This is a genomic window from Mycobacteriales bacterium, assembly GCA_035550055.1.
GTDB lineage: Bacteria > Actinomycetota > Actinomycetes > JAFAQI01 > JAFAQI01 > DASZTV01.
Genome location: DASZRO010000120.1, coordinates 31,749 through 45,374, shown reverse-complemented (window position 1 = coordinate 45,374; position 13,626 = coordinate 31,749). Strand labels below are relative to the sequence as shown.

Genomic DNA, 13,626 nt, shown 5'->3' with positions numbered 1-13,626 from the left:
GCCGTGCACATCCCATGACCCGGACGGCTAGAGCGCGTCGGCGCCCTTCTCGCCGGTGCGGACCCGCACGATCTGCTCGACCGGCGTGACCCACACCTTGCCGTCGCCGATCTCGCCGGTGGCCGCCGCCTTCACGACCACGCCCACGACGCCTTCGGCGTCGCCGTCGTCGACGACGACCTCGATGCGAATCTTCGGAACGAAGTCGACCCGGTACTCAGCACCGCGGTATACCTCGGTGTGGCCCTTCTGCCGGCCGAAGCCCTGCACCTCGCTGACCGTGAGGCCGGCGATGCCGAACGCCTCGAGCGCAGACTTCACGTCCTCGAGCTTGAACGGCTTGATGATCGCGGTGACGAGCTTCACGCCTTCACCTCCGTACGGTGACCGAAGATCGAGCCCTCCAAGGGGCTGGCCGATCCTGACGGTACGGCAGCACCCCAGTCGTACGCCGACTCGCCGTGCTCGTTCACGTCGATCCCCTCTACCTCCGCAGCAGACGTGACCCGCCAGCCGATCGTGTATTTGATCAGCAGCGCGAGAATCAACGTGACCACGCCGCACCAGACGACAGTGAACAGGACGCCGAGGAACTGGTGCCAGAGCAGGGTGGCGTTCCCTCCGTAGAACAGCCCACCGCCCCCGCTGGGGAACAGCCCGTCGATGCCCTGCGGCGACTTCACGGTGCCGAAGAACCCGATCAGCAGCGCACCGATGATGCCCCCGGTGAGGTGGACACCGACGACGTCGAGTGAGTCGTCCAGCCCGATCTTGTACTTGAGGTTGATCGCGAGCGCGCAGACGGCGCCGGCGATCGCCCCGACGGCAAGCGCGCCGAGGGTGTTGACCGAGCCGCACGACGGAGTGATCGCCACCAGCCCGGCGACCACCCCGGAAGCCGCCCCGAGCGAGGTCGCCTTGCCGCGGTGGATCCGCTCCACCAGCAGCCAGGCCAGCATCGCGGCCATCGTCGCGATGGTGGTGTTCATGAAGGTGACGCCGGTCTCGTGGGTGAACTGGGTGATGAACTGGCACGTCGTGTCGCCGCTGCAGCTGCCGATCTTGTCCCACGGGTTGCCGCTGCCACCGGCGTTGAACACGATCGATCCGACGTTGAACCCGTACCAGCCGAACCACAGCAGGCCGGCGCCGAGCATGGTCAGCGTGACGTTGTGGGGCTTGCCGGGGTTCTTCGGCCAGCCGACCCGCTTGCCCATGACGAGGGCGAGGACGCCGCCCGCGATGCCGGCGTTGATGTGAACGACGGTGCCACCGGCGTAGTCGAGGTTCGGGAAGTGCGAGTAGAACCAGCCGCCGCCCCAGACGTTGTGGGCGACGACGACGTACACGCACGTGACCCACAGCACCGAGAAGACGATCCAGGAGGAGATCTTCACCCGGTCTGCGATGGAACCGGAGATCAAGGCCACCGTGATGACCGCGAAGGTGAGCTGGAAGAGAACGAACACGAAGTTCGAGCTCGACACGTGCAGCAACCCGAACGTGTCCGCCGGGCTGGCGATCAGCTTGCCGTTGCCGTTGCCGATGCCGTCGCCGCCCCAGCCCATCGACCAGCCCCAGAGCACGAAGGCGATGCCGACCGCACCCATCGCGGTGAACGACATCATCATCATGTTGAGCGTGGACTTGGTGCGCGTCATCCCTCCGTAGAAGAACGCGAGCGCGGGAGTCGTCATCATGAGCACGAGCGCGGTGGCTACGATCATCCAGGCGTAGTAGCCGTCTTCCATCAACCCTCCATCGTTCGGCGACAGGTTGTCGGAGTGCGCGGCAGGATGACCCGACGCCCGACCCTTCGTCGACGAGCAGTCTGTGGCGGGCAGGTTTCAGCGAACGACGCAGACGATTTCGCGGATGTTACGAACGGCGTCGGGGCGACGACGGCTTCAGATCAAGCGGGTCGTACGACGATCCAGATTCGTTCGACCTTGTCCTTCGGCAGGTCGTAGCCGACGCGCTCCACGAGGTAGGGCACCCCGGCGATGCGCACGTTCTCCCCACAGCGGGGCAGGACGGACGTGCCCCAGCTCGTGACGATCTCGTTGTTGTCGGGATCGACGTAGGTCACGGCGACGGGTTCGCCGAACAGACCCGGCACCGTCAAGCGCCCAACATCGCGTCCACGAACACCGCCGGATCGAACGGCGCGAGGTCGTCGGGGCCCTCGCCGAGCCCGACGAGCTTCACCGGTACGCCGAGCTCGCGCTGGACGGCGATCACGATGCCGCCCTTCGCCGTGCCGTCGAGCTTGGTGAGCACGATGCCGGTGACGTCGACCACTTCGCCGAACACCCGGGCTTGCACGAGTCCGTTCTGGCCGGTCGTGGCGTCGAGCACCAGCAGGACCTCGTCGACCGGGCCCTGCCGTTCGACGACGCGCTTTACCTTGCCGAGCTCGTCCATCAGGCCGGCCTTGGTGTGCAGCCGGCCGGCCGTGTCGATCACGACCGTGTCGACACCGCGCTCCGCACCGTCGTGCACCGCGTCGAAGGCCACGCTCGCCGGGTCGGCGCCCTCGGGGCCGCGCACCACCGACGCGCCGACGCGTTCGGCCCAGGTCGACAGCTGATCGGCCGCCGCCGCGCGGAAGGTGTCCGCGGCGCCGAGCAGGACGCTGCCGCCGTCGCCGACGATGACGCGTGCCAGCTTGCCGCAGGTCGTGGTCTTGCCGGTTCCGTTCACGCCGACCACCAGTACGACGGCGGGACGACCGTCGTGTGCCGCCGTCCGGAGTGCACGGTCGGTGTCCGCACCGATGACCGCGAGCAGCACCTCCCGCAGCATGCCGCGGACGTCCTCGGCGGAACGGGTTCCCTGGATGCGCACCCGCTCCCGCAACGCGCCGACGATCTCGTTGGTGGCCGCGAGCCCGACGTCGGCGCTGAGCAGGGTGTCTTCGAGCTCTTCCCACACCTCGTCGTCGATCGCGTCGCGCGAGAGCAGGGCGAGCAGTCCCCGGCCGAGCGTGGTCTGCGAGCCGGAGAGCCGGCCCCGGAGTCTGACCAGCCGCCCGGCGGACGGCTCGGGGACCTCGACGGTGGGCGGCGGGGCCGCTGGCGGGGCCGCTGGCGGCGGCGCCTCGACGACCTGCTCGGCCGGCGGCGCCGTGGGCGGGGCTGGCGGCGAAGCCGGCGCGGGCGGCGCCGGCTGTGGTGGGACCGGCGCAGCCGGCGCAGGTGCGTCGATCGTGGCCGGCGGCACCGGCGGGAGCGAGGCGCCGCGGGCACGTCTGCGCGACGGTGCGAGGACAAGGCCGAGCACGGCACCGACGAGCAGGACCGCTACGACGATGCCGACGATCAGAAAAACCATCAGACGGGCTCCGGTTCGGGTTCACGCAGCCGCTGACTGATCACCTCGGTGATCCCGTCGCCGCGCATCGAGACGCCGTAGAGGGCGTTGGCAACCTCCATCGTGCGCTTCTGGTGCGTCACGACGATCAGCTGGGAGGTCGATTTCAGCTCGGTGAGCAGTCCGACGAGGCGCAGCAGGTTGCGGTCGTCGAGTGCCGCCTCGACCTCGTCGAGCACGTAGAACGGTGAGGGACGTGCCCGGAAGATCGCCACCAGCAGCGCGATCGCGGTGAGCGAACGCTCGCCGCCGGACAGCAGCGACAACCGCTTGACCTTCTTGCCCGGCGGGCGCGCCTCGACGTCGACTCCGGTCAGCAGCCAGTCGTTCGGGTCGGTCCGCACCAACCGCCCCGACCCGCCGGGGAACAAGGTGGCGAAGACGGTCTCGAACTCGCGAGCGACGTCTTCGTAGGCCTCTCGGAACACCTGCTCGACCCGGTCGTCGACCTCCTTGACGACCACGAGCAGGTCGCGTCGCGACGCCTTGAGGTCCTCGAGCTGGTCGGAGAGGAACTTGTGCCGCTCCTCGAGCGCCGCAAACTCCTCGAGCGCGAGCGGGTTGACCTTCCCGAGCAGCGCCAGCGCACGCTCGGCGGCCTTCCAGCGCTTCTCCTGCACCGCCCGGTCGTAAGGAATGGCAACTGCGCCCTCGGGAGCGTCTGCCGACGGCGGCACCGCGACGTCGGGCCCGTACTCGGCGAGCAGCGTCTCCGCTTCGACCGCGAACTCCTCGACGACCTTGGCCTCGAGCGCCTCGATGCGCATTCGCTGTTCGGCGCGCGCGACCTCGTCGCGGTGCACCGCGCCGGTCAGCGTCTCGAGATCGCCGGACAGGTCGCGCACCGTCGAGCGCACCGCCAACAGCTCGCCCTCGGTGACCGTTCGCTGCTGCTCGATGGCCGCGCGCTGTGCCGCTGCCGCGTCGAGGGATCGTTCCAGGGCGTCGAGCGCCTGCCGCGCGACGGCGGACACCGCGGCGGCGACGACGGCCTCCCGAGCCCGGCGGCGTACCAGCTCGGCCGCCCGCTCCCGGGCCGCACGCTCCGCCTCCGCGGCGGTCTCGAGGGCGACCACCCGCGCGGCGAGTGCCGATCGGCGTTCCTCGTCGGTGCGCACCGCGAGCCGGGCCTCGAGCTCGCGGGCGCGGGTCGCCACGACGAGCTCCGCGACGCGGTCGCGCTCGCCCTCGTCGGGCGTCGCCTCCTCCGGCGTCGCCTCGGCCGCGGCGAGCCGCTCCTCCAGCGCGCTCAACCCGGCCAGATCGCGGTCGCGGGCCTGCGACGCCTCCTCGACCGCCCGGGCGAGCCGCTCGCTCTCGCCCGCAGTGGCGCGGGCGGCGGCACCGAGCTGACCGAGCCGTTCGGCGACGGCGGCGAGCCTCGCGTCGGACTCGTGGAGGGCGTTCACCGCCACCTCGAGGTCGTCGCGGCGCGCCGCGACCTCCTCGATCGCGCCCGACAGCGCGAAACGCAGCTGGTCGCCGCGGCGCGAGAGCTCGCCGAGCAGCTGCTCGGCCTCGCTGTGGGCCGCTCGGACCTCCAGCAGGGAGGGCGCGGAGCTCGAGCCGCCGGCGGACCACCCCGCGCCGAAGACGTCGCCGTCGCGGGTGACCGCGCGCAGCCGCGGTTGTGCGCCGACCACCCGCTGCGCCTCTGCCGCGTCGGCGACCACGACCGTGTCGGCGAGCAGCCGGGCGAGCGCGCCCAGCAAGGTGACGTCGGCGTGGACGACGTCCAGCGCGGCGCGGGCCCCGTCGGGGACGTCCACGGTGATGTCGGTGTCCGCGTCGAGGCCGCCGACGAGCATCCCGGCGCGCCCGCCGTCCTCGCCCTTGAGGAATGCGATCGCCGCCGCAGCGTCGGCGATGCTTCGCACCGCGACCGCGTCCGCCGCCGCGCCGAGCGCGGCCGCCACGGCGACCTCGTAGCCCGCCGCCACCCGAACCAGGTCGGCCACCGTGCCGAGTACGCCATGGAGGCGATCCTTGGCCGCGACGAGCGCACCCGCGCCGTCCTTGCGGTCCAGCCCGAGGGCGAGCGCGTCGCGCCGCGCCGCGGCGGCGCTTCGCTGCCGCTCGACCTCACGCTCCTCTTCCTGAAGCGCCGCGAGGCTCTCCTCGGCGCTGGCGAGCGCCGCGGCGGCCGCCTCGTGGGCCGCGTCGAGGTCCACCTCGCCCGCGTCGAGACCTGCCACTTCGCTCTCGAGCGCCGCGAACTCCGCGGCCGCCTTCGCGGCACGCTCCTGCGCGGCCTCCCACGACGCCGAGAGCCGCCCGATCTCGTCTTCGGCGGCCTGCGCCCGGGTGCGCAGCGCGGTCACCTCGCCCTGTAGCCGGACCCGGCCCTCGCGACGGTCGGCCAGTGCCTGCCGCGCCGCGGCGAGCGCCTGCTCCTGGGCGCTGAGCGAGGCTTCGAGCTGCATGCGCTCGGCCTCGACGGCAGCGAGCCGTTCGCGGTCGGCCGCGAGCGCCTCCTCGACCTCGTTGCCCTCGGCCTTCAGCTGGTCGATCTCCGCCTGCCACGCCATCGGGTCCCTGCCACCCGTGCCGAGATCGACCGCGATGGCGCTGTTGCGCTGACGCTCCGCAGCCAGCGAGGCCGTGCCGCGCATCCGTTCCCGCAGGCTGGACAGCCGATACCACGTCTCCTGAGCCCGAGCCAGCTGCGGCGTCTGCTCGGCCAGGGTCGCGTCCAGCTGCTGCTCGCGCACCGACGCGTCGGCGAGCGCGGCCTCCGCCGCGGCTCGCCGGGCGAGCAGCGCTGCCTCGTCGGCGACCTCGGCCTCGAAGGCGCCGCGCATCGTCGACAGGTCGTCGGCGAGCAGCCGCAGCCGGGCGTCTCGCAGGTCGGCTTGGATCACCGAAGCGCGTCGCGCGACATCGGCCTGCTGGCCGAGCGGCTTGAGCTGGCGGCGCAGCTCGGCGGTGAGATCGGTCAGCCGGTTGAGGTTGACCTGCATCGCGTCGAGCTTGCGAAGCGCCTTCTCCTTGCGCTTGCGATGCTTGAGGACGCCCGCCGCTTCCTCGATGAAGCCGCGCCGCTCCTCGGGGGTGGCCGACAGGACGGCGTCGAGCTGGCCCTGCCCGACGATGACGTGCATCTCGCGACCGATGCCCGAGTCGGAGAGCAGCTCTTGGATGTCGAGGAGCCGGCACGGGGAGCCGTTGATCGCGTACTCGGAGCCGCCGTTGCGGAACATGATCCGCGACAGCGTCACCTCGGTGAAGTCGATCGGCAGCGCGCCGTCGGTGTTGTCGATCGTCAGCAAGACCTCGGCGCGGCCGAGCGCCGGCCGGCCCGCCGTACCGGCGAAGATGACGTCTTCCATCTTCCCGCCGCGCAGCGACTTCGCCCCTTGCTCGCCGAGCACCCAAGCGATCGCGTCGACGACGTTGGACTTGCCGGAGCCGTTCGGACCGACGATGGCCGTGACGCCGGGTTCGAACCGCAGCGTGGTCGAGGACGCGAAGGACTTGAACCCGCGGAGGGTCAAGCTCGCAAGATGCACCCGTGAGACTCCCGGGTCGAGGCGGTCAGTCGGGGAAGACCGCTGGCAACGCTAGCCCAAGTCGAGGGCAAACAACCGCAAGCTGAACTAGGTGAGCGCGGGCTCGTGGTCGCGGGCCTGCTCGCCCACGGTGAGCCGCATGATCTCCTCGTCGACCCGAGCGATCGTGGACAGCTCGGCGTTCTCGGCACGCAGCCGAATCACCTCGTGCTCGAGGTCGCGAACCCGGTCCCGAAGTCGCTTCAGCTCAGAAGCCATACGGACGTCGAGACCCGTCCCGACGTGACCCATGAGGGCTTTTGCCATCCTTGCCGATCCTCCACGGTGAGGACATGTCGGACTCGCCAGCCGGGCAGGACCGAACCCGCGCCGGATCCCCGACAACGTTGCTGAGTAGGCCGCGTCCATATCTCGGCGCGACATATCAAGTGTGACGCTCCCCGCTGCGCCGGTCAAGCGGCGGCCGCTGGCATCGCGGGCAGAAGTACGACGAACGGTTGGTGAAGCTCACCCGCACGATCGGCGTGCCGCAGCGCGAGCAGGGCCGGCCGTCCCGGCCGTAGGCCTCCAGCGAGCGGTCGAACCAGCCACTTTCCCCGTTGACCGCCACGTAGAGCGCGTCGAAGGAGGTGCCACCCGCGGCGATCGCCGCCCGCAGCACCTCCTCGACCGCGTCGAGCAACCGGCCGACGTCGGCCGGCCGCAGCCGGTTCGTCGGCCGTTCGAAGTGCAGCCGGGCCCGCCACAGGGCTTCGTCGGCGTAGATGTTGCCGATGCCCGAGATCAGCGTCTGGTCGAGCAGGGCCCGCTTGATCCCGGTGTGGCGGCGGCGCAGCCTGGCACTGAACCGGGCCGCGTCGAAGGCCGGCTCGAGCGGGTCGGGCGCGACGTGCGCGAGCACGGCCGGGACGCCGTCAGGCGTGAGGCGTTCGTCGGCCAGCGCGAGGCCCCCGAACGTGCGCTGGTCGCAGAACCGCAGCTCGGCGCCGCCGTCGTCGAACCGCCACCGGGCACGCAGGTGGCGGTTGGGCGGTTCCTGCGGCGCCACCGAGAGGAACTGACCGGACATCCCGAGGTGGGCGAGCAGGTTGGTGGCGTCGTCCAACGGCAACCACAGGTACTTCCCGCGGCGACGTGCGGCGATCACCCGGCGTCCGGTCAGCCGGGCGACGAAGTCGTGCTCGCCGGCAACGTGGCGGCGCAGGGTGCGCTCGCCGAAGACCTCGACCTCGGCAATCCGTCGCCCGACGACCCATTTCTCCAGACCACGTCGAACGGTTTCGACCTCGGGCAGCTCAGGCACTGGTGTCGGAGCCGGAGTCGGCGGCGCTGAGCGCGGTCCAGGCCTGCTCGGCGGCGCGCTGCTCGGCTTCCTTCTTGCTGTTGCCGACGCCCTCGCCGGCCGGCTCGCCGGCGAGCAGCACCGTTGCCCGGAAGGACTTCGCGTGGTCCGGGCCGCTCTCCTCGACGGCGTACTCCGGCGCCCCGATGCCGCGCTCGGCGCCGAGCTCCTGCAGCGAGGTCTTCCAGTCCAGTCCCGCGCCGAGCCCCGCGGCGTCCTCGAGCGCCGAGGCGAACAACCCCAGCACGAGCGCACGCGAGGCCTCGAGGCCCCGGTCGAGGTAATAGGCACCTATCACCGCTTCGAGGGCGTCGGCGAGGATCGAGGACTTGTCCCGGCCGCCGGTCGTCTCCTCACCGCGGCCGAGCTTGAGGTAGGCGCCGAGGCCGATCGCCCGGCCGACCCCGGCCAGCGCGCGGGCGTTGACGACCGCGGCGCGCAGCTTGGCCAGCTGGCCTTCGGGCAGATCGGGAAACCGGCGGTAGAGCTCCTCGGTCACGACGATGCCGAGCACCGAGTCCCCGAGGAACTCGAGTCGCTCGTTGGTCGGGAGGCCGCCGTTCTCGTAGGCGTAGGAGCGGTGGGTCACCGACAGCTCGACCAGGTCGGCGTCCACGTCGCCGCCGAGCGCCTCGATCAGGCCGTCGACGCTGTCGCCCTCAGGCATCGCCGCGGTGACCTTCAGGCACTGCGATGGTCGGCGAGATAGGCGTCGAGCTCGCCGAGGGTCATCACCCGGCCGAGCGTCGCGTCGTCGATGTGGACGACGATCCCGTCACGGGCCAGCTCGGCCTCGACGACGTCGGCGATGCCCACGCGCACGAGGGAGTCGGCGTCGAGCTGCGCCAGCGTGGTCTGGGCGTCCAAGGACGCCGGGTCCACGCTGCAGACCAGCGCGACGGCCGAGCGCACCGTGGCGGACAACCGAGGCGAGGTCACCTCGGTCAGACGGCGACGACCTGACGGTCGTTGTAGGTGCCGCACACCGAGCAGGCGGTGTGCGGCAGCTTCGGCTGACGGCAGCGCGAGCAGCTCACGAGGGACGGCGCGCTGGCCTTCCACTGCGAGCGACGCGAGCGCGTGTTGCTGCGCGACATACGGCGCTTGGGAACGGCCACGATCAGGTCTCCTCGTTGATTCTTCTCGTGCCGGCCTCGTCGTCCGGCTCCTTCAAGAGTGCAAGGGCTGCCCATCTCGGGTCAACTTCGTCGTGCGAGTGCCCCGGCGCCACCTCGGCCATCCGCGCCCCACAGGTCGGGCACAGCCCTTCACAGTCCGGATCGCAGAGCGGGTTCATCGGCAGCTCGAGGACGACGGCATCGCGCACGACCGGCTCCAGGTCAAGGATGTCTCCGTCGAGCGTGAGGGCCTCGTCGTCGTCGGGATCCGGCTGGTAGGCGTACAGCTCCTGGACGGGGACGGCCAGCCGCAGCTCGACCGGGTCGAGGCAGCGTCCGCACTCAGCGGCGACCGGCAGCTCCACGGTCGCCGTGACGAGAACCCCGTCCATGACGGCTTCGAACCTGGCGTCGATGACGATCGGCGTACCGGCGGCCACACTGACCAGGTCGAGCCCCCACCCGGCCGGCGCGAGCGCCTCGATCCGCTCCTCCCGCATCGAGCCGGCCCGGCGGCCGAGCTGGCGAGTGTCGTAGCGGAACGCACTCTTCACGCCTGAAAAGGCTACCCAGCGCTCAGGCGCCCGGGAGCGGCTCCAGGTCCTCGTCGTCGTCGGTGTCCGCGAGCGCTTCGAGCTCGTGACGCCCGTTGATCTTGTTGCGACCGTGCTCGACGGCGTGCAGCGTGCGGTTGAGCACGATTTCGAAGTTCGCCAGCTTGCCGTCGACGTAGTCGTCGACCTCGCGCCGCATGCGGTCGGACTCGGCGTTGGCGGCGGCCACGAGCCGCTCCGCCTCGCGCGTCGCCTCCTTGACGACCTCGGTGCGCGACACCAGCCGTGCCCGCTCCGACTCGGCCTCCGCGAGGATCACGCTCGCCTCGGCGCGACCCTCCTCGATCACCGCGGCGCGGTCGCGCAGCAGGCTGCGGGCCTTGCGCAGCTCCTCGGGCAGCGCCTTGCGGAGCTCCTCGACCGCTTCGAGCATCTCGTTGCGGTTGACGATGCACGACGCGGACATCGGCATGGCACGAGCGTTCTCGACCATCGCCACGAACTCGTCGAGCTTCTCGGAGATGCCCACGCTGAGTTATGCCTCGCTCTCTGGCCGTACGGCGAGCCGCTGCTCGAGCCGGCGCAGGACGGGTTCCGGCACCAGCTTCGATACGTCCCCGCCATATGTCGCAACCTCTTTCACGAGGCTCGACGAAAGAAAACTGTAATGCGGGTCGGCAGGCATGAACAACGTGTCGACCTTGGCCAGCGAATGGTTCATCTGGCCCATCTGGAGCTCGTAGTCGAAGTCGCTGACCGCACGCAGGCCTTTGACGATCACCTTGACGTCGTGCGCGACGCAGAAGTCGACGAGCAGGCCCCGGAAGGTGTCGACCGTGACGTTGGGCAGGTGCGCGGTCGCGGCCCGGATCAGCTCGAGTCGCTCGTCGGGCTCGAACAGCCGGTTCTTCGACACGTTGACGCCGACCACGACGATGATCTCGTCGAACAGCGCACTCGCCCGGGCGATCACATCGAGGTGGCCGTTGGTGATGGGATCGAAGGAGCCCGGACATACCGCCCGTCTCATGAGGCGCGACCGTAGCAGAGGGTCGTGTCGCCGTACCTGCGCGACCGGAGCGCGTCCAGGCCGTCGGGCCAGGTCACGCCCGCCTCGCGCGTGGCCCGTTCGACGCAGACCAGGGCGCCTTCGGACAGCCACCCGCCACCGGCCAATGCGGCCAGCGTCGCGTCGACCGGGTCGGCGTACGGCGGATCCAGGAAGACGATGTCGTACGGGCTCGGCGGCCCGGCCAGGAACTTGGTCACCGCCGCCCCGACGACCGTCACGCCGCTCACCTGTAGTCCCTCGGCGTTGGACCGGATGACCTTCAGCGCGGACGGGTCACGTTCGACCATGACCACCCGCGTCGCGCCGCGGCTCGCGGCCTCCAGGCCGACCGCCCCGGAGCCGGCGTACAGGTCGAGGAACGCCGCGCCCGCCAGGCCGCCACGCAGCGCTTCGAGGGCGGAGAACAGGCCCTCCCGCACTCGATCCGACGTCGGCCGGGTGCCGCGGCCCGTGGGGGTGGCCAGCCGCCGTCCCCCGGCGGCGCCGGCGATCAGCCGCGTCACGTCTTGCCCAGGTAGTCGGCACGCTCGTCGGCGGCGAGCGCCTCGACCTCGGCGCGCAGTGCCGGGTGGCGCTCGAGGGCCGGATCGTGAGCCACCACCCCGCCGGCGTCGACCCGGGCGGTGTCGATCACGCCCTCGTCGCGCAACAACCGCAGCAGCTTGAGCTTCGAGCGGCGGCCCGACTGCGACTGCCCGAGCACGTCACCCTCCCGCCGTTGCTCGAGGTCGAGTCGGGCCAGCTCGAAGCCGTCGACGGTCGCCGCGACGCCATCCAGACGCTCACGCGACGGCGCATCGGCCGGCGCTGCTGTCACGAGCAGGCACACTCCGGCGTGACCGCCGCGGCCGATCCGGCCGCGGAGCTGGTGGAGCTGGGAGATCCCGAACCGGTCGGCGTCGAGGACGACCATCAGGGTCGCGTTGGGGACGTCGACACCGACCTCGATGACCGTGGTCGCGACCAGTACGTCGACCCGGCCGGCGGCGAACCGGCGCATGACGTCGTCTTTGGCCTCCGCCGGCATCCGCCCGTGCAGGATGTCGATGCCGACTCCCGCGAGTGGTCCGGCAGCCAGGCTCGCCGCCACCTCCACGACGGTCGCCGTGGCCCCCCAGCCCTCATCGGTGTCGGCGACCGCCTCGTCGTCGGCGTCGATGCGCGGACACACGACGTAGACCTGCCGGCCGGCGTCGATCTCCTCACGCGCCCGCTGCCACACGCGTTCGATCCAGCCCGGCTTGTCCGCGGTCGGCACCACGGTGGTCGAGATCGGCTGGCGACCCGCGGGCAGCTCGGTGAGGGTCGAGGTCGCCAGATCGCCGTACACCGTCATCGCGACCGTCCGCGGGATCGGCGTCGCCGTCATCACGAGCACGTGCGGAGGGGTGTCCGCCTTGCTGCGCAGCGCGTCGCGCTGCTCGACACCGAATCGATGCTGCTCGTCGACGACGACCAGGCCGAGATCGAAGAACTGCACCGTGTTCTCGAGCAGCGCGTGGGTGCCGATGACGATCCCGGCGTCGCCGACGCCGATGTCGAGCAGCGTGCTGCGTCGCGCGGCCGCACTCATCGACCCGGTGACCAGCGCCACCTTCGTCGCGCCGTCGGCGGCGTCGAGCTGACCGCCGCGGCCCAGAGGTCCGAGCAGAGCGTCGATCGAACGGGCGTGCTGCTGGGCGAGAACCTCGGTCGGCGCGAGCAGCGCGGCCTGCCCGCCCGAGTCGACCACGGCAAGCATCGCGCGCAAGGCGACCACGGTCTTGCCGGAGCCGACCTCACCTTGCAGCAGGCGATGCATCGGCACTTCGCTGGACAAGTCGGCGAGCAGCTGCTCCCCCACGTCGCGTTGCCCGGCGGTCAGCGTGAACGGCAGCGACGCGTCGAAGGCCTCCAACAGGCCGCCCGGCCGTGGGGTTCGGGGCTTCGCGGGCTCGAGGGCGGCCAGCACCCGTCGCTGCGCGAGCACGACCTGCATGACGAACGCCTCGTCGTAGCGCAGCCGGTCCTTCGCCTTCGCGAGCTCGGCGAAGTCGGCCGGCGAGTGGATCGCTCGCACCGCCTCGGCGCGTCCCATGAGCCGGCGCTGCGCGCGTAGCTCGTCAGGCAGGGTCTCGGGGATCTCGATCATGTCGAGGGCGTTGCGGATCGCGCGGCGCAGGAACCAGGTCGGCAGGGCCTTGGTCGCCGGGTAGATCGGCAGCAGCTTGCCGGCCGCCTCGACCATGCCTTCCGCGTCCGGGTTCATGTCGGGCTGCTTGAGCTGGAGCTTGCCGTGGAAGGTCTCGATCTCGCCGGCGACGACGATCTCGTCGCCTTCGGTCAGCGTTTTCTTCAGGTACGCGCGGTTGAAGAACGTCACGACCAGCCGCCCGGTGCCGTCGGTGACCGTGATGTCGGTCTTGTGCAGCTTGGGCCGGATCTGGCGGCCGTCGACCTTCACCACGCGAACCTTCAGCGTCGCCTGCTCGCCTGGACGCAGCTGCGAGAGGTCGGTCAGCTCACCCTGCTCGAAGTAGCGGCGAGGGTAGTGACGGAGCAGGTCGCCGACGGTGCGGATCTCGAACGCCTTCTCCAGCAGTGCCGCGATCTTCTCGCTGGTGACGACATCGCGGACGTGCGACGACTCGCCGATCACGTAGCGAGGTTAAGCGCCCGA

The 13,626-nt window shown here is 70.9% G+C and carries 15 protein-coding genes; all 15 read right to left on the bottom strand.

Annotation, left to right across the window (positions count from 1 at the left end; genetic code table 11):
* Positions 1-27 precede the first annotated feature (27 nt).
* The 15 genes from VG899_17305 to recG all read right to left on the bottom strand — a co-directional run bounded on the left by VG899_17305 (position 28) and on the right by recG (position 13,605).
* Positions 28-366 carry a P-II family nitrogen regulator gene (locus VG899_17305; GenBank protein HWA68122.1) on the bottom strand — a complete coding sequence of 113 codons (339 nt, stop codon included), beginning with the start codon at positions 364-366 and terminating at the stop codon, positions 28-30.
* Positions 363-1,751, bottom strand: a complete 1,389-nt coding sequence (locus tag VG899_17300) for an ammonium transporter (protein ID HWA68121.1) — start codon at positions 1,749-1,751, stop codon at positions 363-365. The genes VG899_17305 and VG899_17300 overlap by 4 nt, the downstream gene beginning before the upstream one ends.
* 161 nt (positions 1,752-1,912) lie before the next feature.
* Positions 1,913-2,125, bottom strand: a complete 213-nt coding sequence (locus VG899_17295) for a hypothetical protein (protein HWA68120.1) — start codon at positions 2,123-2,125, stop codon at positions 1,913-1,915.
* Entirely contained in the window at positions 2,122-3,333 is a 1,212-nt protein-coding gene (gene ftsY, locus VG899_17290; GenBank protein ID HWA68119.1) for a signal recognition particle-docking protein FtsY, read from the bottom strand. The genes VG899_17295 and ftsY overlap by 4 nt, the downstream gene beginning before the upstream one ends.
* On the bottom strand, positions 3,333-6,881 hold the full coding sequence (gene smc, locus VG899_17285) for a chromosome segregation protein SMC (protein HWA68118.1): 3,549 nt from the start codon (positions 6,879-6,881) through the stop codon (positions 3,333-3,335). The genes ftsY and smc overlap by 1 nt, the downstream gene beginning before the upstream one ends.
* An 87-nt stretch (positions 6,882-6,968) precedes the next feature.
* On the bottom strand, positions 6,969-7,187 hold the full coding sequence (locus VG899_17280) for a hypothetical protein (GenBank protein HWA68117.1): 219 nt from the start codon (positions 7,185-7,187) through the stop codon (positions 6,969-6,971).
* 118 nt (positions 7,188-7,305) lie between these two features.
* Positions 7,306-8,184 (bottom strand): bifunctional DNA-formamidopyrimidine glycosylase/DNA-(apurinic or apyrimidinic site) lyase, encoded by an 879-nt coding sequence (gene mutM / locus VG899_17275; GenBank protein ID HWA68116.1) that lies wholly within the window; start codon positions 8,182-8,184, stop codon positions 7,306-7,308.
* A complete protein-coding gene (gene rnc / locus VG899_17270; GenBank protein HWA68115.1) occupies positions 8,177-8,890 on the bottom strand; it encodes a ribonuclease III in 714 nt (237 codons plus the stop codon). Before rnc ends, mutM begins: the two co-directional genes overlap by 8 nt.
* Before the next feature lie 14 nt (positions 8,891-8,904).
* Positions 8,905-9,162 (bottom strand): phosphopantetheine-binding protein, encoded by a 258-nt coding sequence (locus VG899_17265; GenBank protein HWA68114.1) that lies wholly within the window; start codon positions 9,160-9,162, stop codon positions 8,905-8,907.
* 5 nt (positions 9,163-9,167) lie between these two features.
* On the bottom strand, positions 9,168-9,341 hold the full coding sequence (rpmF, locus tag VG899_17260; GenBank protein ID HWA68113.1) for a 50S ribosomal protein L32: 174 nt from the start codon (positions 9,339-9,341) through the stop codon (positions 9,168-9,170).
* A 2-nt stretch (positions 9,342-9,343) separates the two neighbouring features.
* Entirely contained in the window at positions 9,344-9,895 is a 552-nt protein-coding gene (locus VG899_17255) for a DUF177 domain-containing protein (GenBank protein ID HWA68112.1), read from the bottom strand.
* Between the two features lie 22 nt (positions 9,896-9,917).
* Positions 9,918-10,424, bottom strand: a complete 507-nt coding sequence (locus tag VG899_17250) for a hypothetical protein (GenBank protein ID HWA68111.1) — start codon at positions 10,422-10,424, stop codon at positions 9,918-9,920.
* 6 nt (positions 10,425-10,430) lie between these two features.
* Positions 10,431-10,925 (bottom strand): pantetheine-phosphate adenylyltransferase, encoded by a 495-nt coding sequence (gene coaD, locus VG899_17245; protein ID HWA68110.1) that lies wholly within the window; start codon positions 10,923-10,925, stop codon positions 10,431-10,433.
* Positions 10,922-11,470: a 16S rRNA (guanine(966)-N(2))-methyltransferase RsmD gene (gene rsmD, locus VG899_17240; GenBank protein HWA68109.1), complete on the bottom strand. Its 549-nt coding sequence runs from the start codon at positions 11,468-11,470 to the stop codon at positions 10,922-10,924. Before rsmD ends, coaD begins: the two co-directional genes overlap by 4 nt.
* Positions 11,467-13,605, bottom strand: coding sequence for an ATP-dependent DNA helicase RecG (gene recG, locus VG899_17235; GenBank protein HWA68108.1), 2,139 nt, complete (start codon positions 13,603-13,605; stop codon positions 11,467-11,469). Before recG ends, rsmD begins: the two co-directional genes overlap by 4 nt.
* Positions 13,606-13,626: the final 21 nt, after the last annotated feature.